Consider the following 21157-nt stretch of genomic DNA (forward strand, 5'->3'; position numbering starts at 1 on the left):
CTGTTAGGAAGGGGCAATGAATCGCCTGTCCGAAACCCTTTCCGCCTGCGCCCACAAACTCGAAATCCTGCACGCCCGGCACGACGCCGACGTCGGTGTCATCCTGGTTCAGGTCGATCAGATGGCGCGCATTAACAACAGCGCTGGAACAGCAGCAGGCGATTCGGTGCTCGACGAAATCGGGCGACGGCTGGAAAATTTTGCGAGCGACGAGTTCGGCCAAGGGTCGTGCGTCGACCGGCTCGACGGGCCGCGCTTCCTGATCGTTCCTGCAACGCCGCTGTCGCTCGGGGCGCTTCGCGCACAGGAGCGCGCGCTGCACGTTGCGCTTGCCGAACCAATCGTCGGCGATCCGCACGGTCGCCTGTCGATCCGCATCGCCGCTGCACTGATCACGCAGGGCGAATCGGTCGCCGAGCAACTTGGTGCAGCGTGTGACCAGCTCGCGCGGCCCGCGTCGGCACGCGACGGAGTGATGGTCCATGCCGCGCTGTCGCGAAATGAGGTCGCGATCCATTACCAGCCGCAATATGATGTGGCGACCGGCGCGATGACGGGCGTTGAGGCGCTGCTGCGCTGGCAGCATCCCGAACTCGGGCTGCTTGGGGCCGGGCCGCTGGTGACCGCGGCGCGTGCGGCACGCCTCGAATGCGAGCTCACCGAACATGCGCACCGCGTCGCGCTCGCCGAAATGGCGACCTGGCCAAAGGCGCTCGCGAAGCTGCGCGTCTCGCTCAACATCACCGCCGCCGACCTTGGTGACCCCGAATTCGCCGGGCGCTTCGCGGCGATGGCAAAGGCGGCGAGGGTGGATCCCGACCGGCTGACGCTCGAACTGACCGAACAGGCGATGCTCAGCGATCCGGCGAGTGCCGCCGACCAGCTGGCGCAGATTCGCGCGCTCGGCGTCGCGATCGCTATCGACGATTTCGGCACCGGCTATTCCAGCCTGTCGCTGCTCGCGCGGCTGCCGATCGATTATCTCAAGATCGACAGCGGCTTTACCCGCACGATCGACGGCAGCGACCGCGACCGCATCGTCGTGCGCGCGATCGTCGATCTCGCGCGCGCTCTCGGGCTACTCGTGGTTGCCGAGGGGATCGAGAAGGAGCGCCAGCTGGAACGGCTGAAGGAACTCGGCGTTGCGACCTGGCAGGGATTCCTGAAATCGGGGCCAGTGCCGGGGGATCAACTGCTTGGGTTGATGGAATAGCCGTCGCCCCCGCGAAGGCGACGTTATGAAGTCTGCTTCGCCAGCTTGCCCAATCCTTTCGACAATTGCAGCGCACCGTTGAGCCGCGCACCGGTGCTCACCCAGTCGCCGCTGATCGACAGCTTGTTGTCGGGGCGGATGCGCGCGCGGCCCTTCAGCCGTTCGACATAGGCGATCAGGCCGGGGACGTTGGCGAACTGGTCGCCGTGGAAGCTGATCAGCGCGCCCTTGGTCCCCACGTCGAGCTTGGCGATGCCCGCGAGCTTGGCGTTCGCCTTGATCTCCATCAGCTGAATGAGGTTCGCGGTCTCGGGCGACAGCGGGCCGAAGCGGTCGATCATCTCGGCGGCGAAGGCATCGAGCGCCGGCCGGTCGCTCGCTTCGTTGAGGCGGCGATAGAGTGCCATGCGCAGCGGCAGGTCGGGGACATAATCCTCGGGGATCAGGATCGGCGCGTCGACGGTGATGACCGGCGACAGCGCCTCGCGCGGCGGCGCGGCGCCCATGCCCTCGGCCTTGGCCACCAAAATGGCCTCCTCGAGCATCGACTGGTACAGCTCGAATCCGACCTCGCGGATATGCCCCGACTGCTCGTCGCCGACGAGGTTGCCCGCGCCGCGAATGTCGAGGTCGTGGCTCGCGAGCTGGAAGCCCGCGCCGAGCGTGTCGAGATCGCCGAGCAATTTTAGCCGCTTCTCGGCGGTGTCGGTGATCGCGCCGCCTTCGAGCGTCGTGAGATAGGCATAGGCCCGCGTCTTCGAGCGCCCGACGCGGCCGCGCAGCTGATAGAGTTGCGCGAGCCCGAAACGGTCGGCTCGGTGGACGATCAGCGTGTTCGCGCTCGGAATGTCGAGCCCGCTCTCGACGATCGTCGTCGATACGAGCACGTCATATTTGCGGTCGTAGAAAGCGCTCATCCGCTCCTCGACCTCTTGCGCGCCCATCTGGCCGTGCGCGACGACATATTTGATCTCGGGCACGCGCGTGCGCAGGAACTCCTCGATGTCGGGAAGGTCCTTGATCCGCGGGGTAACGAAGAAACTCTGCCCGCCGCGGTCGTGTTCGCGGAGCAGTGCCTCGCGGATCACGACCGGATCCCACGGCGCGACGTAAGTCCGCACCGCAAGCCGGTCGACCGGCGGCGTCTGGATCACGCTGAGTTCGCGGAGGCCCGACATCGCCATCTGGAGCGTGCGCGGGATCGGCGTTGCGGTCAGCGTCAGGACGTGGACGTCGGCCTTGAGCTGCTTCAGCCGCTCCTTGTGGACGACGCCGAAACGCTGCTCCTCGTCGACGATGACGAGGCCGAGATTCTTGAACTCGACGGCCTTGGCGATCACCGCATGGGTGCCGACGACGATATCGATCTGACCGCTCGCGAGGCCGTCGCGCGTCTTTTGCGCTTCGCTCGCGGGAACGAGACGCGAGAGGCGCCCGATGTTGACCGGGAAGCCTTTGAAGCGCTCGACGAAATTGGTGTAATGCTGGCGCGCAAGCAACGTTGTCGGGACAACGACCGCGACTTGCACCCCCGCCATCGCGGCGACGAAAGCCGCGCGCAGCGCCACCTCGGTCTTGCCGAAGCCGACATCGCCGCACACGAGCCGGTCCATCGGGCGCCCCGACGCCATGTCGGCGAGCACGTCGCCGATCGCGCGGTCCTGATCGTCGGTCTCCTGATAGGGAAAACGGTCGGCGAAGGCGGGATAGGCAGCATCCTGCGCGAGCAATTCGCCCGAACGCAGCGCGCGCTGCGCCGCGGTCGCGAGCAGTTCGCCCGCGATCTCGCGGATGCGTTCCTTCATCCGCGCCTTGCGGCGCTGCCAGGCTTCGCCGCCGAGCTTGTCGAGCGCGACCCCGTCGCTCTCGCCGCCGTAGCGCGAGAGGACATCGAGATTCTCGACGGGGACGTAGAGCTTGTCGCCGCCCGAATAAGTGAGCGCGACGCAATCGTGCGGGCTGCTCCCGACCGGGATTTGCGTCAGGCCCTCGTAACGCCCGATACCATGATCGAGGTGGACGACGAGGTCGCCGACGCTGAGCGTCGCGAGTTCGGCGAGGAAGGCGTCGGCGCTCTTGCGGCGCTTCTGACGCCGAACGAGGCGCTCGCCGAGGATATCCTGCTCGGTGAGCAGGCTGACCGCGTCGCTCGCAAAGCCATGGTCGAGCGGCAGGACGACCATCGCGGTCGCGCCGCCGCTTTCGGACGAAGCTGTGCCGAGCGCATCCTGCCAGCTGTCCACGGGGGCGAGAGAGGTGACGCCGTGGTCCCGCAGCAAGCCCGACAATCGCTCGCGCGCGCCGCCCGAATAGCTGGCGATGATCGTCTTGCGGCCCTTGCGACGCTCGTCCGACAGATGGTCGGCGACCTTTGTGTAGACATTTTCGTCGGCGGTGCGCTCGGGCGTGAAATCGCGCGCGGCGAAGGTTTCGAGATCGACGACCGTTGCCGACGGGGGCACGTCGAAGGGGGTCACGACATGGATCGGACGCTCGCGGGCCGCCCCGATCCATTCGGCCTCGGTCAGATAGAGCCTTTCGGGCGCGAGCGGGCGATAGCTTCCCGGCGACTCGCGCTCGGCGGCGACGCGGTTGGCATGATAGTCGGCGATCGCGGCAAAGCGCGTCTCGGCGGTCGCTTCGGTGCGATGGCCGCGCAGCACCGGCGCCGCGGGATCGATATGGTCGAACAGCGTCGCCAGCCGTTCCTCGAACAAGGGCAGCCAATGGTCCATGCCCGCCTGACGCCGGCCGTCGCTGACGGCCTGATAGAGCGGGTCGCCAGTCGCCTGTGCGCCGAACAGGTCGCGATAGCCGGAGCGGAAACGCTTGATCGTCGCTTCGTCGAGCAAGGTTTCGCTGGCGGGGAGCAGTTGCAGCGCCTTTGCGGGGCCGAGGCTGCGCTGGTCGGCGGGGTCGAAGCGGCGGATGCTCTCGATCTCGTCGCCGAAGAAATCGACGCGCAGGCCATTTTCCTCGCCCGCCGGGAACAGGTCGAGAATGCCGCCGCGCACCGCGAACTCGCCCTGATCGGCGACGGTGTCGACGCGGCTGAAGCCGTTCGATACGAGTAGCTCGGCGAGCGCGTCGCGGTCGATCCGCTGTCCCGGGGCAAGCGTCGTCGCGAGCTGGCGGATGCGGAACGGGGTGAGCGTGCGCTGGGTGATTGCAGCGACGGTCGTGAGGATCAACTCGCCGCGCTTCGCGGGAAGTTGCAGCGCCGAGAGCGTCGCAAGCCGGTCTGCGCTGACGCGCATCGACGGCCCCGCGCGGTCATAGGGCAGGCAGTCCCATGCGGGGAAGCGGTGGACGATCAGGTCGGGCGCGAAGAAGGGGGCGGCATCGGCGACCGCCTGCATCGCCGCATCGTCGGTCGCGACATAGACGAGGCGCTTGTCGCTGGCGCGCGCAAGGTCGGCAAGCAGCAGCGGCAGGAAACCGTCGGCGGTGCGCGCCAGCGTCAGCGGCGCCGGGGCCGACGCGATGGCGGCGAATATGTCGGCGGCACTCCGGGTCATGGCAGCGGGATATAGTCCAGCCGGCGCATCGCCGCGATCATATCGGGGCGGTCGAGATGCGTCGGCGGATGGCCGGTGCCGAGCGCCCATGCCATGATGTCGACGTCGTCTTCCTCGACGACGATTTCGAACCAAGCGATCTCCTCCTCGCTCCAGCCGGCCGAATAGCGGTCGAAGAAGCCTCCGATCATATAATCGGCCTCGCGCGTGCCGCGGTGCCAGGCGCGGAATTTCAGGCGTTTGAGGCGGTCGGTCATCTATTTCTCTTTCCCTTCTCCCTTGACGGGAGAAGGATACGAAGCCTTGGCGCAAAGCGCCTAGGCGAAGTTGGATGAGGGTGAGCGCTCGCATGGCGAGCGCGCGCTTGCTTTGCAAGCGCTACCCCTCACCCGCTGCGACTAACGAGCAAGCTCGTAAGTGTCGCTGCCCTCTCCCGCAAGGGGAGAGGGGGTGCAACTTTGCGCTGTCAGCGTTAGACATGATGATCCATGCGACCCGAAATCCTCAATCCGCTCTTTGCCGCGCTCACCGACCTCAAAGGCGTCGGGCCGCAGCTTGCCAAGCCGCTGACGCGGCTGGGGCTCGAGCGCGTGGTCGATGTGCTGTTTCACCTGCCGACGGGGCTGATCTCGCGCTTCCCGGTCGACCGGCTCGATCAGGCGCAGGCGGGGCAGACGATCATCGTCGAACTGACCGCGCAGGATTACCGGCCGGGCCGGTCCCCGCGCGCGCCCTTTGGGGTCGAGGCGTTCGACAGCGCGGGCGATCATGTCCGGCTCGTCTATTTCGGGCGGACATCGGGGCTGGCGCGCAAGCTTTTTCCGCTCGGCGAAAAACGCCGTGTGTCGGGCCGACTCGACCTCTACGGCGACATGCGCCAGATTGTGCATCCCGACCATGTCGCCGAGCCGGGCGACGAAGCGGGAATCGCCGAGCATGAGCCCGTCTATCCGCTGACCGAGGGCCTGACCAACGCGCGGCTATCGCAGCTGGGTCAGGTCGCGCTCGAACGCCGTCCCGAGCTGGCCGAGTGGATCGACGCCCCCTTGCTCGCGACGCGCGGATGGCCCGCGTGGAACGAGGCGATGGAGCGCGCCCACGCCAGCCCGCGCGACGAGGCGGCGCGCGACCGGCTCGCCTATGACGAGATTTTCGCGAGCCAGGTCGCGCTCATGCTGATCCGGCAGGGGCTCCGCACGCGCAAGGGGCGGCCGATCGTCGGCGACGGGCGGCTCACCGCTGCGCTCAAGCTGCCGTTTGGGCTGACCGGCGCGCAAGAACGCGTCGGGCGCGAGATTGCGGGCGACATGGCGCAGGACACGCCGATGCTGCGGATGCTGCAGGGCGACGTCGGGTCGGGCAAAACGCTCGTCGCCTTGCGCGCGATGCTGTCGGCGGTCGAGGCGGGGACGCAAGCGGCGCTGCTCGCGCCGACCGAAATCCTCGCGCGCCAGCATTTTGCGACCTTGCAGCGCATGCTGTCCGGCCTGCCCGTCAATCTCGCGATCCTGACCGGGCGCGACAAGGGCAAGGCGCGCGAATCGACGCTGATGGGGCTCGCCGACGGCAGCATCGACATTCTCGTGGGCACCCACGCGATCTTCCAGCAGGCGGTGAATTACCGGGACCTCGCGCTTGTCGTCGTCGACGAACAGCATCGCTTCGGCGTCGCGCAGCGGTTGATGCTGACCCAAAAGGCGGCGCGTCCGCCGCATCTGCTCGTGATGACCGCGACGCCGATCCCGCGCACGCTGCAACTCGCCAACCATGGCGAGATGGACGTGTCGCAGATCGACGAAATGCCCCCCGGCCGCACCCCCGTCGATACGCGCGTCATCTCGCTCGACCGGCTCGACGATGTCGTGGACTCGCTCGACCGCCACCTCGCCACGGGCGCGCAGGCCTATTGGGTGTGCCCGCTCGTTGCCGAAAGCGAAGGGAGCGAACTGGCGGCGGCCGAGGATCGGGCAGCGTTGCTTCGCGAGCGGCTGGGCGATGCGCGCGTCGGGCTTGTCCACGGCCGGATGAAGGGCCCCGAGAAGGACGAGGTCATGGCGCGCTTCCAGGCAGGCGAAATCGGGGTGCTCGTCGCGACCACGGTGATCGAGGTCGGCGTCGATGTCCCCGCCGCGAGCCTGATGATCGTCGAACATGCCGAAAATTTCGGGCTGGCGCAGCTGCACCAACTGCGCGGCCGCGTGGGGCGTGGCGCCGCGAAATCGGTGTGCCTGCTGCTCCGCTCACAAAATCTGTCGGAGACCGCGCGCGAGCGGCTGGCGCTGATGCGCGATACCAACGACGGCTTCGTGATTGCCGAGAAGGATCTGGAATTGCGCGGCGGCGGCGAACTGCTCGGGCTCAAGCAATCTGGCGATGCCGATTACCGGCTCGCGACGCCCGAACAGCTGGTGCGACTGCTACCGGTCGCGCACGACGACGCGCGGCTGTTCGTCGAGCGCGACGGCGGGATGGAGGGCGCGCGGGCCGAGGCGGTGCGGCTCTGCCTTTACCTGTTCGAACGCGATGCGGCGGTGCCACTGCTCAGAAGCGGTTAGTTTACGTCGCCTCTGGCGCCCATGGCGCGGATCATCGGCAGATAATCCTCGACCGAGATCGACTTGTCGAACTGCACGCCGGTCTTGCCGCCGAGCGACCAGACGACCTTCGCGGCGGTGCGCCCGATGATCGGCATGCGGAATATGACGAGGTCGCCGATCTCCAGCCCGCGTTCGAAGCGCATCAGCATGCCGTCGGCGCTGATGTTGACACAGGTGCACATTTCCTGCCGTCCGTCGGGCATCACGAAGGGCAGACGGCAATAGACGTCGCTACGCGGAGCGATCCGCTGGTCGAGCCCGATATAATGGGCCTTGCTCGTGTCGATCTTGCGCATGTTCGTGGACCTTGTTGATTTTGCCATGGACGATCCATCCGATTGCTGAAGAAGTGGTAAACGCTTTTGTGCGCGTTACCGCACCACAAGGCCATGTTTTTTTGACCCGAGGCTCAGCGGAACCGGCGTTTCGCCCGGCTGGATCAAATGTTGCGGGTCGCGAACGACGGTCCCGTCGACCTTGACCGCGCCCTCGTCGAGCTTGCGGCGGGCCTCCTTGTTCGACGCGGCAAAGCCGAGTTCGCGCAGCGCATCGACGACGCCGATCCCTGCGGCGGGCGCGACGGCTTGCGGAAGGTCGCCGCCGATCTGCCCCTTTTCAAAGGTTTGCGCCGCGGTGTCCGAAGCGGCCTTCGCGGCCTCTTCGCCGCGGCACATCGCGGTCGCTTCGTTGGCGAGGATCTTCTTCGCCTCGTTGATCTCGGCGCCTTCGAGCGCTTCGAGCCGTGCGATCTCGCCCAGCGGCAGGTCGGTGAACAGCTTCAGGAATTTGCCGACGTCGCGGTCGTCGCAGTTGCGCCAATATTGCCAATAGTCAAAATGGGACAGTTGTTCGGGATTGAGCCACACCGCGCCCGCGGCGGTTTTGCCCATTTTTGCCCCCGCCGCGGTGGTCAGCAGCGGAGTCGTCAGGCCAAAGAGGTCGGCGCCGTCCATGCGGCGGCCCAGCTCCATGCCGTTGACGATATTGCCCCACTGATCCGACCCGCCCATCTGGAGCCGAACGCCCATATTCTTGGACAGATGGCGGAAATCATAACCCTGCAGGATCATGTAGTTGAATTCGAGGAAGGTCATCGGCTGCTCGCGTTCGAGCCGCAACTTGACCGAATCGAAGGTCATCATGCGGTTGATCGTGAAGTGGGTGCCGACTTCCTGCAGCAGCTCGATATAGCCGAGCTGGCCGAGCCAGTCCTGATTGTCGACCATCACCGCGTCGGTCGGACCGTCGCCGAAGGTGAGGAATTGCTGGAAAATGCTGAAGATCGAGGCGATGTTCGCGGCGATCGTCTCGTCCGACAGCATCTTGCGGCTTTCGTCGCGCCCGGTCGGGTCGCCGATCCGCGTCGTCCCGCCGCCCATCAGCACGACGGGCTTGTGGCCCGTCTGTTGCAGGCGGCGCAGCATCATGATCTGGACGAGGCTGCCGACGTGCAGCGACGGCGCGGTTGCGTCGAAGCCGATATATCCGGGGACGACCTGTTTCGCCGCGAGCGCATCGAGCCCTTCCGCGTCGGTCGTCTGATGGATATAGCCTCGCTCGTCGAGAAGGCGCAGCAGGTCGGATTTATAGTTCGTCATAGCGGGCGGGCGCATAACATGGGGTTTGATATTTGGATAGCATGCGCAAGGAGCTGATCTGTCACCCCGATACGCCGGCCAAGGCGGTGCGGTCGGTCGCGGTCGAGGTCAGCCTGTCGTTCGAGGACGGTTTCGCGCTGCGCTACGTCGTCGACGGATCGATCGCCGACCTCGTGCTGCCCCACGGTGAGGGCGAACTGGTCATCGCCGACAGCGCGACCGATTGCCTGTGGGAAAGCACCTGTTTCGAGGCCTTCCTGACGGAGGAGGGCCAGCCCGACTATACCGAATTCAACTATGGTCCCGATGGGCGCTGGGCCTGTTACCAGTTTGACGATTATCGCTCGCTGCTGCGCTCCGACGAACTCGCGCCGTGGGAAATGGTCGCCGAGCGCGGCGAGCAAAGCTATGCGCTGCGCGTCGAACCTGGCATCTTTCCCGACATCGGTGCGAAGCTCGCGCTGTCGGCGGTGATCGAGGAGCTCGACGGCACTAAAAGCTATTGGGCGCTCGCGCATCCGCCGGGCAAGCCCGACTTCCATCATCCCGATTGCTTTGCGCTGACGCTTGAGGCACGCGGACGGGCATGACGACCCTTTTCGGTATCGACCGCCTGCTCGCCGACCCCGCGCTTCGCACGCCGCTTCAGGGAAAGCGCGTCGCGCTGCTCGCGCATCCCGCCTCGGTCACCGCCGACCTGACCCACAGCCTCGATGCGCTCGTCGCGGCCGGGATCGACATCACGGCGGTGTTCGGGCCGCAGCATGGCGTACGCGGCGACCTGCAGGACAATATGATGGAGTCGCCCGACTTCACCGATCCGACTTATGGCATGCCGGTGTTCAGCCTTTATGGCGAAGTGCGGCGGCCGTCGGGACAGTCGATGCACACCTTCGACGTGATGCTCGTCGATCTGCAGGATCTCGGCTGCCGCATCTACACCTATGTGACGACCCTGCTCTACATCCTCGAAGCCGCGGCGCAGCATGGCAAGGCGGTGTGGGTGCTCGATCGTCCGAACCCCGCGGGTCGCCCTGTCGAGGGCACGCGGCTTCTGCTCCGGTGGGAAAGCTTCGTCGGCGCGGGGCCGATGGTGATGCGCCACGGCCTCACGATGGGCGAGATGGGGCACTGGTTCATCCGCCACTTCGGGCTCGACGTCGATTATCGCGTGATCGAAATGGAGGGCTGGGACCCGAAAGGCCCCGGCTTCGGCTGGCCCACGACGCGCGTCTGGATCAACCCCAGCCCCAACGCTGCGAACCTCAACATGGCGCGCGCCTATGCCGGCACGGTGATGGTCGAGGGCGCGACCTTGAGCGAGGGCCGCGGCACGACGCGCCCGCTCGAACTGTTCGGCGCGCCCGACATCGATGCGCGCGCGGTGATCGCCGAAATGCAGCGCCTCGCGCCCGAATGGCTGTCGGGATGCAAGCTGCGCGACATCTGGTTCGAGCCGACCTTCCACAAGCATATGAAGCAGCTCAACAGCGGCGTGCATATCCATGCCGAGGGTGCTTGGTACGACCACGCCGCCTTCCGCCCGTGGCGCGTGCAGGCGCTGGGCTTCAAGGCGATCCGTTCGCTCTACCCCGACTACCCGATCTGGCGCGGCAAGGATTTCCAATACGAATATACCGACGATGTGCTCGCGATCGACGTGATCAACGGCGGTCCGGGCCTGCGCGAGTGGGTCGACGATGCGGGCGCGGCGCCGGGCGATCTCGACGCGCTCGCGCTGCCCGACGAGGCGGGGTGGCGCGAGGAAATCGCCGACCTGCTGATTTACAAGTGAGGGGAATGACGATGCACCGGCGGCAATTTCTGGGAACCGCGGCGCTGACTGGGCTGGCTGCGAGCTTGCCGGTATCGGCGCTTGCAGCGGACACGGCGGGTCTGCCGAACCTCGCCGCCAAAGCCGTCCCCATCGGCAAGGCCGAGCGCATGGCGCGCATCGCGAAAGCGAAGGAGTTGATGCGCGCGAACGACATCGGCGCGCTGCTGATCGAGCCCGGCTCGAGCCTCATCTATTTCACCGGCGTGCGCTGGTCGCGCAGCGAGCGGCTGACCGCCGCGGTGCTGACGCGCGAAGGCGAGATCGCGGTCGTTACGCCCTTCTTCGAAGAGCCGTCGGTGCGCGAAAGCCTCGCGATCGACGCCGAGGTGCTGACCTGGAACGAGGACGAGAATCCGCTCGCCGCCGTCGCCGCATGGCTCGGCAAGCGCGGATTGGCGAAGGGCCGGATCGGCGTCGAGGAGACGGTGCGCTATTTCGCGGTCGACGGGCTCGAAAAGGCGATGCCGGAGGCGACCGTCGTCAATGGCGCGCCCGTCGTGCGCGGGTGCCGCATGCACAAGTCACTCGCCGAAATTGCGCTGATGCAGGTCGCCGCCGACATCACGCTCGCCGCCTATCGCCACACCGCGCCGCGGGTGGAAGCGGGGATGACCCCGGCCGACATCGGCGCGATCATGAGGGCCGCGACCATCGCGCTCGGCGGGCGCAGCGAGTTTGAGCTGATCCTGCTCGGCGAAGCGAGCGCCTATCCGCACGGGTCGGGCAAGCCGCAGGCGGTGAGGGACGGCGAGGTCGTGCTGATGGACTGCGGCGCGACGGTCCATGGCTATCAGTCGGATATTTCGCGCAGCTTCGTTTACGGCAAGGCGACGCCGCGCCAGCGGCAAGTGTGGGACCAGATGCGCAAGGGACAGGACGTCGCTTTCGCCGCGGCGAAGCTCGGCACGCCTGCGGGCAAGGTCGATGACGCGGTGCGCGCTTATTATGAGAGCCTCGGTTGGGGCCCCGGTTACAAGCTCCCCGGCACCTCGCACCGCACCGGTCACGGCATCGGGCTCGACGGGCACGAGCCGGTCAACCTCGTGCGCGGCGAGATGACGAAGCTCGCACCGGGCATGTGTTTCTCGAACGAACCCGGCATCTATATCCCCGGCGAGTTCGGTATCAGGCTCGAGGATTGTTTCTACATGACCGACAGCGGGCCGAAATGGTTCAGCGAGCCGCCGCCGTCGATCGACCGGCCATTTGCCTAAAAAACTCCGTTTGCCTGAGCTTGTCGAAGGGCCGTTCTTGTTTTTTGCGTCGCAAGAAGAAGGGCGGTGCTTCGACAAGCTCAGCACGAACGGGTTAGGAGCTGGTGTCCGGCCCCTTCGGCCGCTGCACCAGACTGACCAGCACGAACGAGATGATCATCAGCAGATACCAGCTGCCAAGCTTCTCGACCCCGACCATGTGCCAGCCGTCGTTCTGGCTCGGGTAGGTCCAGGCGCGTGCGAAGGTGCCGATATTTTCCGCAAACCAGATGAACAGCGCGACGAGTCCCCAGCCGACGAGTAGCGGCATGCGGCGGCGGACGTGCAGTGGGCGGAACCACACCTGACAACGCCAGAAGAGCAGCGCCGTCGCCGCGAACAGGAACCAGCGGATGTCGTAAGTCCAGTGGTGCGCGAAGAAATTGACATAGATCGCCGCTGCCAGTGCATAGCTCGTCCACACCGGCGGATAGCCCGTGTAACGAAAGTCGAAGATGCGCCAGACGCGCGCGATATAGCTGCCGACCGCGGCGTACATGAAGCCCGAGAAGAGCGGCACCGCGCCGATGTGGAGGAGGCTCGCTTCGGGATATTGCCACGATCCCGCGGCGGTCTTGAACAGCTCCATCACCGTGCCGACGATGTGGAAGATCAGGATGACGAGCGCTTCCTTCGGCGTTTCGAGCCGGAAGGCGAGCATCCCGAGCTGGATCAGCACCGCGCCGATCGTGATCGCATCATAGCGGTGCAGCGGCGCGTCGTCGGGCCAGAAGAGGTGCGTGCCGAGTAAGAGCGCGAGCATCAGTCCGCCGAATAGGCACGCCCAGCCCTGCTTGAAGCCGAAGACACAGAATTCGAGAAACCAGCCACGCGGTCCCGGCGTGACCGCCATCGTTTCCAGTTGCGCGCGGACCGCGTGAAAGCGGCTGTGGTTGCGCGCGCCGCTGTCTGCATCAGACATATACGGCGACCCATGCGATCAGCGCCGCGGCGGGAAGCAGTAGCGCCTGCGCAAGCACCGTACCGGCGAGGCGGCTCAACGAAATGAAGGTGATCGCGCGGCGGAAATCGGCCTCGTCGACCTTTCCCTCGACCGCGTCGTCGGTCATCACCGACAGTTGCGGGTCGATGAAGGCAAACAGCAGGATCGTCGCAAAGCCGTTGATCAGCGCCGAGAGCTGCGAGGCCGTGACGCGGAATTCGGGGGCGAGATAGCCAGCGTAGAGCGACGCCACGACGCCGACAGCGAGCAACGACTGCGCAAGGCAGTTGGCGATCAGCACCCCCCAGCCGATCCCCTTCGGCATCTTCCAGCTCCTGAGGTGCGACAGGCGGGGAAGGGTAAGCGACCGGCCGAGTGTGCGCACGCCACTCGGGCTGATCGCCTTCAGTGCGAGCTTCGTCGTCGAACGATTGTCCTGATACCAGCCGATCGCGGCGGCGAACATGCGCTGGCCGGTGGGGACGAGCAATATGCCCACCAGCGTCGCGACGCTCGCCGCGGCGAGCACCATCTGCATGTCGAAGAAGAGCTGTCCACCGCTGCCGTCGTGGATGCGCGTCTCGATGCGCTTGGCGAGGAAGGGGCCAAGGAAGCTGTTCGAGGTGCGCGAGAAGAGCACGAGGATGTTGAACAGCGCAAACGACATCGCGATGCGCCGCGTGCGGACGCCGGCGATACGCGCGGCATAGGCGAGCGCGCCGATCAGGTTGATGAAGCCGGTGAGGGCTAAGATGGTGAGGAGGGGAAGGTCGAACATCGTTACAGGCTGGAACTCGCGGGACTCGTCGCAAAGCCCCAGATCATGCGCGCCCAGTTGGCGGGATGATTGGCCTGTCGCGCGACATAATCATGGAGAGCGGCGAGCCGCGAACGGTCATAGACATGGCCGTTGAGCAGCACCGCAGCGATACGGCGGCTCGCTGCTACGTCAGTGAGCGGATCGGCGTCAAGCAGGACGAGGTCGGCGCGTTTCCCGACCGCGATCGAACCAAGCTCGCGATCGTGCCCGACAAAGCGCGCGGCGTCGATCGTCGCGGCTCGCAACACCTCGGCCGGTGTCAGTCCTGCCGCCGCGAGCTGCGCCAACTCGTCATGGTAACGCAGCCCGGCGATGATCGTGTCGCTGCCGACCAGCACGGAGACGCCAGCGCGATGGGCCGCGAGCGCATCGGCTTGCGCTCGCCGCAGCGCCTGCGTGAGTAGCGCCCGGTCGGCAGCTGCCGCATAGCTGGTGGCGGTCGCGCCGGCATCGTCGCGATAGGCCCAGCGCGACAGCGGATCGGCGAAGCGAAGACGCGGATCTTCGGTAAGGGCGGAATCATGCGCTCGCGCATCTTCCTCGCGCGTCACGAGCGTCGGGACGAAGGCCAGTTTACGTGCGGCCATCTGCATCATGATCGCGGCGCAGGCCGGCTCGTCACGCTTGGCGAGCAAGCGACGCAGGCGTGCGGGCGACGGCAGTCCGTCGAGCCGCCCGGCGCGCCATGCGGGCGCCTCGGCGGCGCAGCCTTCAATGAAAATGCGACCATGCTCGAAGCTGCGCTGACCGCCGGTAACGGCCTCGTCCAGTGGAACGGCCTTTGGGACATGGCCGACGACGGGCAGGCCGTGACGGGCGCTGGCTGCGATCAGCGCGCGCCAGGCCGGCAACGAAAGGCGGTTATAGCTTTTGAGGAGCGTGACACCGCGGGCCTTGTCGGTGGCAGCGCGCGCGGCGACCGCAGCGGCGGTGAGGTTCGGATCTTCATAATAGAAGCTCGCGTCGCCGATGAAGCGCGGACTCGCCATCGTGCCCGCCACGGCTGCGCGCGACCAGCGCAGCTTGTCGTCGTGGCAGGCGAGCAGCGGGTCGCTCGCTTCCGGGCAGCCCATCATGTCGCGCACCGCGGTGATGCCGTTTGCGACCTGTAATGGCAGATGCAATTGCGGCGATATCTGGAAGCTGTGACTGTGCATGTCCCAAAGGCCGGGGATCAACCACTTGCCGCGTCCATCGATCCGCCGTGCGCCCGCCGGTGCCGTTATGGCGGAGCCGATCGCTGCGATCCGCCCGTCGCGAACCAGCAAGCGCGTGGGTTCGCCCGCGGTGCTGCTTTCGACATCGACGATACGCGCGCCCTCGATCAGCAGCAGCGGTGCGTGGTCGGGTCGCGGCGCGGCGGCGCGCGGCCAGGCGAGCGCAACGGCGAAGGCAAGCAGCGACAGCGCCAACAGCGCGCCGATCGTCTTGATCAGGCGAAGCGACCAGCGCCGGACCATGGATCAATGCTTGCGCGTCAATTCGCGCATCGCATCGTCGAGGCCCGCGAGGGTCAGCGGATACATGCGGTCGCTCATCAGCTGCTTGATCAGCTTCACCGACTGGGTGTAGCCCCAATGCGCCTCGGGCACCGGGTTGAGCCACACCGCGGCGGGATAGACATGGGTGATGCGCTGGAGCCAGACCGCGCCCGATTCCTCGTTGAAATGTTCGACGCTGCCGCCCGGATGGGTGATTTCATAGGCGCTCATCGACGCGTCGCCGACGAAGATCACTTTGTAATCATGGCCATATTTGTGGAGGATATCCCACATCTGATGGCGTTCGGACCAACGGCGCTTGTTGTCCTTCCACACGCCTTCGTACGGGCAATTGTGGAAATAGAAGAATTCGAGATTTTTGAATTCGGTCGTCGCGGCGCTGAACAATTCTTCGCACAGCTTGATGAACGGGTCCATCGATCCGCCGACGTCGAGGAACAGCAGCAATTTAACCGCATTGCGCCGTTCGGGGCGCATGCGGATGTCGAGCCAGCCCTGGCGCGCGGTGCCATCGATCGTGCCGGGGATGTCGAGCTCGTCGGCCGCGCCCTCGCGCGCGAATTTGCGCAGGCGGCGCAGCGCGATCTTGATGTTGCGGGTCCCGAGTTCCTTGGTGTTGTCGAGATTCTGGAACTCGCGCTTTTCCCAGACTTTCAAAGCTCTCTTGTGTTTGCTCTCGCCGCCGATCCGCACGCCTTCGGGGTTATAGCCCGAATTGCCGAAAGGCGACGTGCCGCCGGTGCCGATCCACTTGCTGCCGCCCTCGTGGCGCTTCTGCTGTTCCTCGAGCCGCTCTTTCAGCGTCTCCATGATCTTGTCCCAGTCGCCGAGCGATTCGATCGCGGCCATTTCCTCGGGCGTCAGGAATTTCTCGGCGACCGCCTTCAGCCAGTCGGCGGGGACGTCGACCGGATTCTGGCCGTAATCGGAAATGATGCCCTTGAAGACCTTGTTGAACACCTGGTCGAAACGGTCGAGCTGGCCTTCGTCCTTCACGTAAATCGCGCGCGAGAGGTAATAGAATTGCTCGGGGCTGCGATCGATTACCTCGCGGTCGAGCGCCTCCAACAGCATCAGATGCTCTTTCAGGCTGGCGGGAATGCCCGCAGCGCGAAGCTCGTCGAGAAAGCCGAAAAACATGGGGCAGGGTTATCCTTTCGGGACGGCCGGCGCAATCACTTTACGTTTACGGAAACCAGCTGCTCCAGCGGGCGAAAGTTGACGAAGTTGACGCCTCATCGCGCGCACGAGAGGGTAATCGCTGTCGCAGAAATAGATAGGGCGGCACGGAGGTGGCGGGGTCATCCGGCAGGGTAGATCATGGCCGGATTTTTTAGGAAAGGGATTTTTGCGGCGAAAAATGGGATGCGGCAAACGACCGGTTTCGACCGGAAGCTGCCATTGAGAGAAGAAAGCCCCTCCCCTTCAGGAGTATCAGGTGAAGCGTCCGGGGGACGTTTCACCTGATACTGGGTTGGGGTGGGGGCCATCGGCCTTGCGCAAGGCCGATGGCCCCCACCCCACTGCGACTAGGCAGCAAGCTGCCAAGTCTGCGTTGCCCCTCCCCTGAAGGGGAGGGGCTAAATTGCCGCAACATCCACTTCCCATCCCAAAGTCGACACCTCCGCGCGTCCTTCCATTGACCCAGCGTTAACCATTGCGCGTCATAGCTTCTCGATCATTCAGGGACGTGGGCAAGCCAATGAAATATGATCCGATCAACCCGGCGGAGCCGATCCTCGACCAGTCGGTTGCGAGCGACTGCGGCGAACTGGCCGTGGGGTGCAGCGATGCCGCGGGGCGGATCAAGCGCGCGACCGATCAGATGGAGCGGCAGATCGGCGAGCTTGGCCGACTTGAGGAATATGTCGTCAGCCTCGAGGCCGACCAGCGCCAGATCGCCGATTCGACCGACGAAGCGAAGCTGCTGTCGGCGCGTGCGTGCGAACAACTCGATACCGGCGCCGAGCGCGTCAATGCGGCGGTGACCGAATTCCGCTCGGTGATCGACCTGATCGCGCGGCTCGGCGCGCATGTCACCAATTTCGCGGCGGTGATGGAGCAGGTCCAGCAGGTCAGCCAGTCGATCGAACAGATTGCGAAGACCACCAACATGCTTGCATTGAACGCCGCGATCGAGGCCGAGCGCGCCGGCGACGCGGGGCGCACCTTCGCCGTCGTCGCCGCCGAGGTGAAGAAGCTGGCGCAGAACACGCGCGGCGCGACCGACGAGATCCGCCGGAGCATCGGCAGCCTCGCGACCGAGGCGAGCGGACTCGTCGCCGAAATCCAGTCGGGCGTCGAACAGTCGAGCCGCGCCGAGGCGCAGTTCGAAACGATCACCGATGCGCTGCACGACGCGACGCACCTCGTCGCGCTGCTCGACGACCAGAGCGACCGCATCGCGCAATCGAGTGCGATGGTGCACGCCAATGGCGCGAAGGTGCGCGAGGCGCTCGACAGCGTCGTCGCCTCGGTGCGCGACAATAGTTTGACGCTCGACGGCACGCGCGATTCGATCCTGGCGATGGAGCATGTGTCGAACCGCATGTTCAATGCGGTGATTTCGGCCGGCGTGAGCCCGCAGGATTCGGCGATCGTCGAACTGGCGGCGAAGGTGCGCAACGAATTCGTGGGCTTGGCCGAACGCGCGATCGCGCGCGGCGAGCTGACGATGGAGCAGGTCTTCGACACCAATTATGTGCGCGTGCCGAATTCGAACCCCGAACGGTTCCGCACGACGCTGTCGGACTGGGCCGACGCCAACTGGCGCCCGCTGTTCGACCGCATCGTCGCCGAGCACCCCGAAATCAAGATGTCGTCGGCGGGCGACATGAACGGCTTTCTGCCGACGCATATAACCGAATGCTCGCGCGCGCCCACGGGCGACATCGAGCATGACACGGCGCACTGCCGCAACGGCCGCATCCTTTACGACGAGACCGACGCCGCGGCGAAGCGCAGCACCGCCCCCTTCTTCATGACTGTCTATCGGCAGGAAGGCGACGGCATCAACTATCTGACCGTGCGCAACGTCTATATGCCGGCGGTGATCGGCGGCCGCCGCTGGGGCGATGTCGAGGTCGCGTACCAGCTCTAATGATTGATCCTCCCTGTGGCGAAGCCATGGGAGGGGGACCGCCCGAAGGGTGGTGGAGGGGCCGCGATCTTGCGCCAATAGCCCCTCCGTCAGCGGCTGCGCCGCTGCCACCTCCCCATGGCTTCGCCACGGGGAGGATCGTTGTCAGCTTCCCTGCCGCCGCGCCATAAACGCCAGCTTTTCGAACAGCATCACATCCTGCTCATTCTTGAGCAGCGCGCCGTGCAAGGGCGGGATCGCCTTGCCGACGTCGCGGTTCTGGAGCACTTCGAGCGGCATATCTTCGTTGAGCAGCAGCTTGAGCCAGTCGATCAACTCGCTCGTCGAAGGCTTTTTCTTGAGCCCCGGCACTTCGCGCACCTCGTAGAAGATATCCATCGCGCGGCTGACGAGCGTCTTCTGGATGCCGGGGAAGTGGACCTCGACGATCTCGGCCATCGTGTCGCGGTCGGGGAATTTGATATAGTGGAAGAAACAGCGGCGCAGGAAGGCGTCGGGCAGTTCCTTTTCATTGTTCGAGGTGATGACGACGATCGGGCGTTCTTTCGCGGTGACCGTCTCGTCGGTCTCGTAGACGTGGAACGCCATGCGATCGAGTTCCTGGAGCAGGTCGTTCGGGAATTCGATGTCGGCCTTGTCGATCTCGTCGATCAGCAGCACGGGCAGCTTGGGCGAAGTGAACGCCTCCCACAATTTGCCCTTCTTGATGTAATTGCGGATGTCGTGGACGCGCTCTTCGCCGAGTTGGCCGTCGCGCAGGCGCGCGACCGCATCATATTGGTAAAGCCCCTGCTGCGCCTTCGTCGTCGATTTGATGTTCCAGGTGATCAGCGGCGCGTCGAAGGCCTTGGCGATTTCCTCGGCCAGCACCGTCTTGCCGGTGCCGGGCTCGCCCTTCACGAGCAGCGGACGGCGGAGCAGCGTCGCGGCGTTGACCGCGACCTTGAGGTCGTCGGTGGCGATATAGGCGCTGGTGCCTTCGAAGCGCATCGGCTCTTTCCCTTAACGTGAACGTCAAGCGGGCATAGCGGGGGTAGGGGATGGGTGCAAGCGTGTGGGGCAGATGGTCCTCCCTGTCGCGAAGCGATGGGGAGGGGGAGTGCAGGGTTGGATTGCCCCCGGCAATCCAAGTCCAGTCCGGGGGACTGGACGACCCAGCACTCTCGCGAAGCGGGTGGTGGAGGGGCCGCGTCACAGTCCCTCCGTCAGCGCTGCGCGCTGCCACCTCCCCATGGCTTCGCCACAGGGAGGATATCAATCATGAATGCGCGCGGCTTGCGGCGCGTGCGGCCATCAAATCCCAGAGGCCGCTGTGCTGGGTGATGAGCTGCTGTGCGCCGAACACCATCGCGCGTTCGATCGCCGGGGTGTCGGCGACCGCTGCCGCGAGCCGCGCGGTGCCCGGCAGGTCGGGCAGAGTGCAGGTCGGCGGCACCAGATCGAGCCGCAGCGCGCTGATGTCGAGCAGCACGCGAATCGTGCGCCAGTCGAGCGTCAGCGCGATCGCGGCGCCGAGCGCGCAGCCGTGGCGGTCCGATTCGGCGAGCATGTCGAGCGCCTTGCGCTGCGCGGCGACCGCGGCTTCGCATTGCGCTTGGCCCTGCGTGCTCGGGACGGGGCCGACCGCCGAGGCGATCTTCGACAGGAAGGCGCGCTCTTCGACAAAGGCGTCGGCGGCTTCGTCCATCCACCGGCGCGACGCGGGATCGACCGCCTTGCGCGCGGCATTGTCGATGACCCCGGGGTGGCGGCCATGGAGAAGGCAAAGGAAATGCACCGCGTCGGCGAGATTGCGCATCGCTTCGGGCCCGCTCGACAGCGCGCCCGAGCGGACGTGCGGGTGCGCGCCGGTGCCGTCGCTGGCGACCAGCGCGTCGAGCAGTTCGGCGACGCCGCGCGTCGGCGCTTTGGGCTGGGGCGACTGGTTCAACGGCCGATCCTCGCTGCGGCAGGCGCGCGAGCGCCCAAGCCAATGGAATGTCAGCGATCGGTCATAGGGCAACGTCGTAAACGACGCGTTTATAAGCGGGGACGGATTTGTGATCCGATTGTTTCAGTCGGGGACAGACGAAGGAACCGGCAAGCCTCGGGGAGAAGCTTGCCGGTCCCATGCTATGGCGCGGGGTGCACCATCGGAGCGGAGAGGCCAGACGGGGAGAGGGAATGCCCGGCCGGGACCGCTCAAGCCGCGAGTGCGAGTTCGCCCGTTTTTTCGGGGGTCTTTTCGGCGTTCGGCGCGTCGGATTCGATCGCGGTCAGTGCGGATTGGCCGGCGGTCTTCGCGGGGAAGAGCAGCCGCGATGCGAGCACGACGAGCCCGAGCGCGAAATAGGCCGCAAAGGTCTGGACGGGGAAGAAAAAGAGCGGCGCGATGAACGCCAGGCGTAGATACAGCGGGTTGAAGCCGAAATCCTGGCCCACGGCCTCGCAGATACCGAAGAAGGTGTCGCGGCGGCGGAAGAGATTGGTGGTTTCGTTCTGCATTTTTCTATCTTTCCCTTTGGCTGCGAGCACTGCCCCGCGCCGATGCCCGAAGCATCGCAAAGGCCGTGCCAATTTTCGCAGTCCCGCGAATTTCCGGGCTTTTTCCCGTCTCGCCCCGACGAAATGCCCGCGATTATACGTGAATCGATTCCCAATGAGTGGGAATGATTGCCATTTGATGGGCGGTGCCTGAACCGGCGATGAAAGCCTCCGCATCGCTGTGACGTGCGCTATGTGATGAGGAAATATGGAGATTTGAAGAGCATCGGCAAAAAAAATTGTGCGATGCAGC

At 65.5% G+C, this 21157-nt stretch carries 17 protein-coding genes; 6 read left to right on the forward strand and 11 right to left on the reverse strand.

Going from position 1 to position 21157, the window contains the following annotated elements; translation table 11 throughout:
• Positions 1 to 16 precede the first annotated feature (16 nt).
• Positions 17 to 1213, forward strand: coding sequence for a GGDEF domain-containing phosphodiesterase (locus OVY29_RS00585; protein ID WP_037554339.1), 1197 nt, complete (start codon positions 17 to 19; stop codon positions 1211 to 1213).
• Positions 1214 to 1236: 23 nt separating this feature from the next.
• On the opposite strand, the gene mfd is transcribed toward OVY29_RS00585, so the two are convergent.
• Positions 1237 to 4731 (reverse strand): transcription-repair coupling factor, encoded by a 3495-nt coding sequence (mfd, locus tag OVY29_RS00590; protein ID WP_313910641.1) that lies wholly within the window; start codon positions 4729 to 4731, stop codon positions 1237 to 1239.
• Positions 4728 to 4988, reverse strand: coding sequence for a succinate dehydrogenase assembly factor 2 (locus OVY29_RS00595; protein ID WP_037554340.1), 261 nt, complete (start codon positions 4986 to 4988; stop codon positions 4728 to 4730). Before OVY29_RS00595 ends, mfd begins: the two co-directional genes overlap by 4 nt.
• Positions 4989 to 5219: 231 nt before the next feature.
• Between OVY29_RS00595 and recG the strand changes: the two genes are divergently transcribed.
• Positions 5220 to 7286 carry an ATP-dependent DNA helicase RecG gene (recG, locus tag OVY29_RS00600; protein WP_037554341.1) on the forward strand — a complete coding sequence of 689 codons (2067 nt, stop codon included), beginning with the start codon at positions 5220 to 5222 and terminating at the stop codon, positions 7284 to 7286.
• On the opposite strand, the gene OVY29_RS00605 is transcribed toward recG, so the two are convergent.
• On the reverse strand, positions 7283 to 7624 hold the full coding sequence (locus tag OVY29_RS00605) for a PilZ domain-containing protein (RefSeq protein ID WP_037554343.1): 342 nt from the start codon (positions 7622 to 7624) through the stop codon (positions 7283 to 7285). The two genes, recG and OVY29_RS00605, sit on opposite strands and share 4 nt — an antisense overlap.
• 75 nt (positions 7625 to 7699) lie before the next feature.
• Complete coding sequence (gene tyrS, locus OVY29_RS00610) at positions 7700 to 8926, reverse strand: tyrosine--tRNA ligase (protein WP_313910642.1); 1227 nt, start codon at positions 8924 to 8926, stop codon at positions 7700 to 7702.
• A gap of 41 nt (positions 8927 to 8967) precedes the next feature.
• On the opposite strand from tyrS, the gene OVY29_RS00615 reads away from it, so the two are divergent.
• From OVY29_RS00615 to OVY29_RS00625, 3 genes are read left to right on the forward strand one after another with little or no spacing between them, the layout of a single operon-like run.
• Positions 8968 to 9516: a DOMON-like domain-containing protein gene (locus OVY29_RS00615; protein WP_037554347.1), complete on the forward strand. Its 549-nt coding sequence runs from the start codon at positions 8968 to 8970 to the stop codon at positions 9514 to 9516.
• Positions 9513 to 10721 carry an exo-beta-N-acetylmuramidase NamZ domain-containing protein gene (locus tag OVY29_RS00620; RefSeq protein ID WP_037554349.1) on the forward strand — a complete coding sequence of 403 codons (1209 nt, stop codon included), beginning with the start codon at positions 9513 to 9515 and terminating at the stop codon, positions 10719 to 10721. Before OVY29_RS00615 ends, OVY29_RS00620 begins: the two co-directional genes overlap by 4 nt.
• 5 nt (positions 10722 to 10726) lie before the next feature.
• On the forward strand, positions 10727 to 11977 hold the full coding sequence (locus tag OVY29_RS00625; RefSeq protein ID WP_037554351.1) for a M24 family metallopeptidase: 1251 nt from the start codon (positions 10727 to 10729) through the stop codon (positions 11975 to 11977).
• Between the two features lie 94 nt (positions 11978 to 12071).
• Here OVY29_RS00625 and OVY29_RS00630 read toward each other — a convergent pair whose 3' ends face one another.
• The 4 genes from OVY29_RS00630 to OVY29_RS00645 are packed head-to-tail and all read right to left on the reverse strand — an operon-like array spanning position 12072 to position 16421.
• Positions 12072 to 12938 (reverse strand): DUF817 domain-containing protein, encoded by an 867-nt coding sequence (locus OVY29_RS00630; protein ID WP_037554353.1) that lies wholly within the window; start codon positions 12936 to 12938, stop codon positions 12072 to 12074.
• Entirely contained in the window at positions 12931 to 13737 is an 807-nt protein-coding gene (locus tag OVY29_RS00635) for a lipid II flippase Amj family protein (protein ID WP_037554354.1), read from the reverse strand. The genes OVY29_RS00630 and OVY29_RS00635 overlap by 8 nt, the downstream gene beginning before the upstream one ends.
• Positions 13738 to 13739: 2 nt before the next feature.
• Entirely contained in the window at positions 13740 to 15239 is a 1500-nt protein-coding gene (locus OVY29_RS00640; protein ID WP_037554355.1) for an amidohydrolase family protein, read from the reverse strand.
• A 3-nt stretch (positions 15240 to 15242) separates the two neighbouring features.
• Positions 15243 to 16421 carry a vWA domain-containing protein gene (locus tag OVY29_RS00645; protein WP_037554356.1) on the reverse strand — a complete coding sequence of 393 codons (1179 nt, stop codon included), beginning with the start codon at positions 16419 to 16421 and terminating at the stop codon, positions 15243 to 15245.
• A 562-nt stretch (positions 16422 to 16983) separates the two neighbouring features.
• On the opposite strand from OVY29_RS00645, the gene OVY29_RS00650 reads away from it, so the two are divergent.
• A complete protein-coding gene (locus OVY29_RS00650) occupies positions 16984 to 18381 on the forward strand; it encodes a methyl-accepting chemotaxis protein (protein WP_037554357.1) in 1398 nt (465 codons plus the stop codon).
• Positions 18382 to 18525: 144 nt separating this feature from the next.
• Here the strand turns inward: OVY29_RS00650 and OVY29_RS00655 are convergent, their stop codons facing one another.
• The 3 genes from OVY29_RS00655 to OVY29_RS00665 all read right to left on the reverse strand — a co-directional run bounded on the left by OVY29_RS00655 (position 18526) and on the right by OVY29_RS00665 (position 20865).
• A complete protein-coding gene (locus tag OVY29_RS00655; protein ID WP_037554358.1) occupies positions 18526 to 19371 on the reverse strand; it encodes an AAA family ATPase in 846 nt (281 codons plus the stop codon).
• Between the two features lie 268 nt (positions 19372 to 19639).
• Positions 19640 to 20311 (reverse strand): DUF6975 family protein, encoded by a 672-nt coding sequence (locus OVY29_RS00660; protein WP_037554395.1) that lies wholly within the window; start codon positions 20309 to 20311, stop codon positions 19640 to 19642.
• A gap of 251 nt (positions 20312 to 20562) precedes the next feature.
• On the reverse strand, positions 20563 to 20865 hold the full coding sequence (locus OVY29_RS00665) for a PspC domain-containing protein (RefSeq protein ID WP_037554359.1): 303 nt from the start codon (positions 20863 to 20865) through the stop codon (positions 20563 to 20565).
• Positions 20866 to 21157 lie beyond the last annotated feature (292 nt).

Origin of the sequence: Sphingopyxis sp. SE2 (assembly GCF_032227185.1) — a bacterium.
Lineage (GTDB): Bacteria > Pseudomonadota > Alphaproteobacteria > Sphingomonadales > Sphingomonadaceae > Sphingopyxis.

Coding starts and splice junctions, on each gene's coding strand:
- OVY29_RS00625 (WP_037554351.1), top strand. CDS start 10,727: ATGACGATGCACCGGCGGCAATTTCTGGGAACCGCGGCGCTGACTGGG.
- OVY29_RS00620 (WP_037554349.1), top strand. CDS start 9,513: ATGACGACCCTTTTCGGTATCGACCGCCTGCTCGCCGACCCCGCGCTT.
- OVY29_RS00640 (WP_037554355.1), bottom strand. CDS start 15,239: ATGGTCCGGCGCTGGTCGCTTCGCCTGATCAAGACGATCGGCGCGCTG.
- mfd (WP_313910641.1), bottom strand. CDS start 4,731: ATGACCCGGAGTGCCGCCGACATATTCGCCGCCATCGCGTCGGCCCCG.
- tyrS (WP_313910642.1), bottom strand. CDS start 8,926: ATGACGAACTATAAATCCGACCTGCTGCGCCTTCTCGACGAGCGAGGC.
- OVY29_RS00655 (WP_037554358.1), bottom strand. CDS start 19,371: ATGCGCTTCGAAGGCACCAGCGCCTATATCGCCACCGACGACCTCAAG.
- OVY29_RS00665 (WP_037554359.1), bottom strand. CDS start 20,865: ATGCAGAACGAAACCACCAATCTCTTCCGCCGCCGCGACACCTTCTTC.
- OVY29_RS00585 (WP_037554339.1), top strand. CDS start 17: ATGAATCGCCTGTCCGAAACCCTTTCCGCCTGCGCCCACAAACTCGAA.
- OVY29_RS00630 (WP_037554353.1), bottom strand. CDS start 12,938: ATGTCTGATGCAGACAGCGGCGCGCGCAACCACAGCCGCTTTCACGCG.
- OVY29_RS00615 (WP_037554347.1), top strand. CDS start 8,968: ATGCGCAAGGAGCTGATCTGTCACCCCGATACGCCGGCCAAGGCGGTG.
- OVY29_RS00650 (WP_037554357.1), top strand. CDS start 16,984: ATGAAATATGATCCGATCAACCCGGCGGAGCCGATCCTCGACCAGTCG.
- OVY29_RS00595 (WP_037554340.1), bottom strand. CDS start 4,988: ATGACCGACCGCCTCAAACGCCTGAAATTCCGCGCCTGGCACCGCGGC.
- OVY29_RS00635 (WP_037554354.1), bottom strand. CDS start 13,737: ATGTTCGACCTTCCCCTCCTCACCATCTTAGCCCTCACCGGCTTCATC.
- recG (WP_037554341.1), top strand. CDS start 5,220: ATGCGACCCGAAATCCTCAATCCGCTCTTTGCCGCGCTCACCGACCTC.
- OVY29_RS00645 (WP_037554356.1), bottom strand. CDS start 16,421: ATGTTTTTCGGCTTTCTCGACGAGCTTCGCGCTGCGGGCATTCCCGCC.
- OVY29_RS00605 (WP_037554343.1), bottom strand. CDS start 7,624: ATGCGCAAGATCGACACGAGCAAGGCCCATTATATCGGGCTCGACCAG.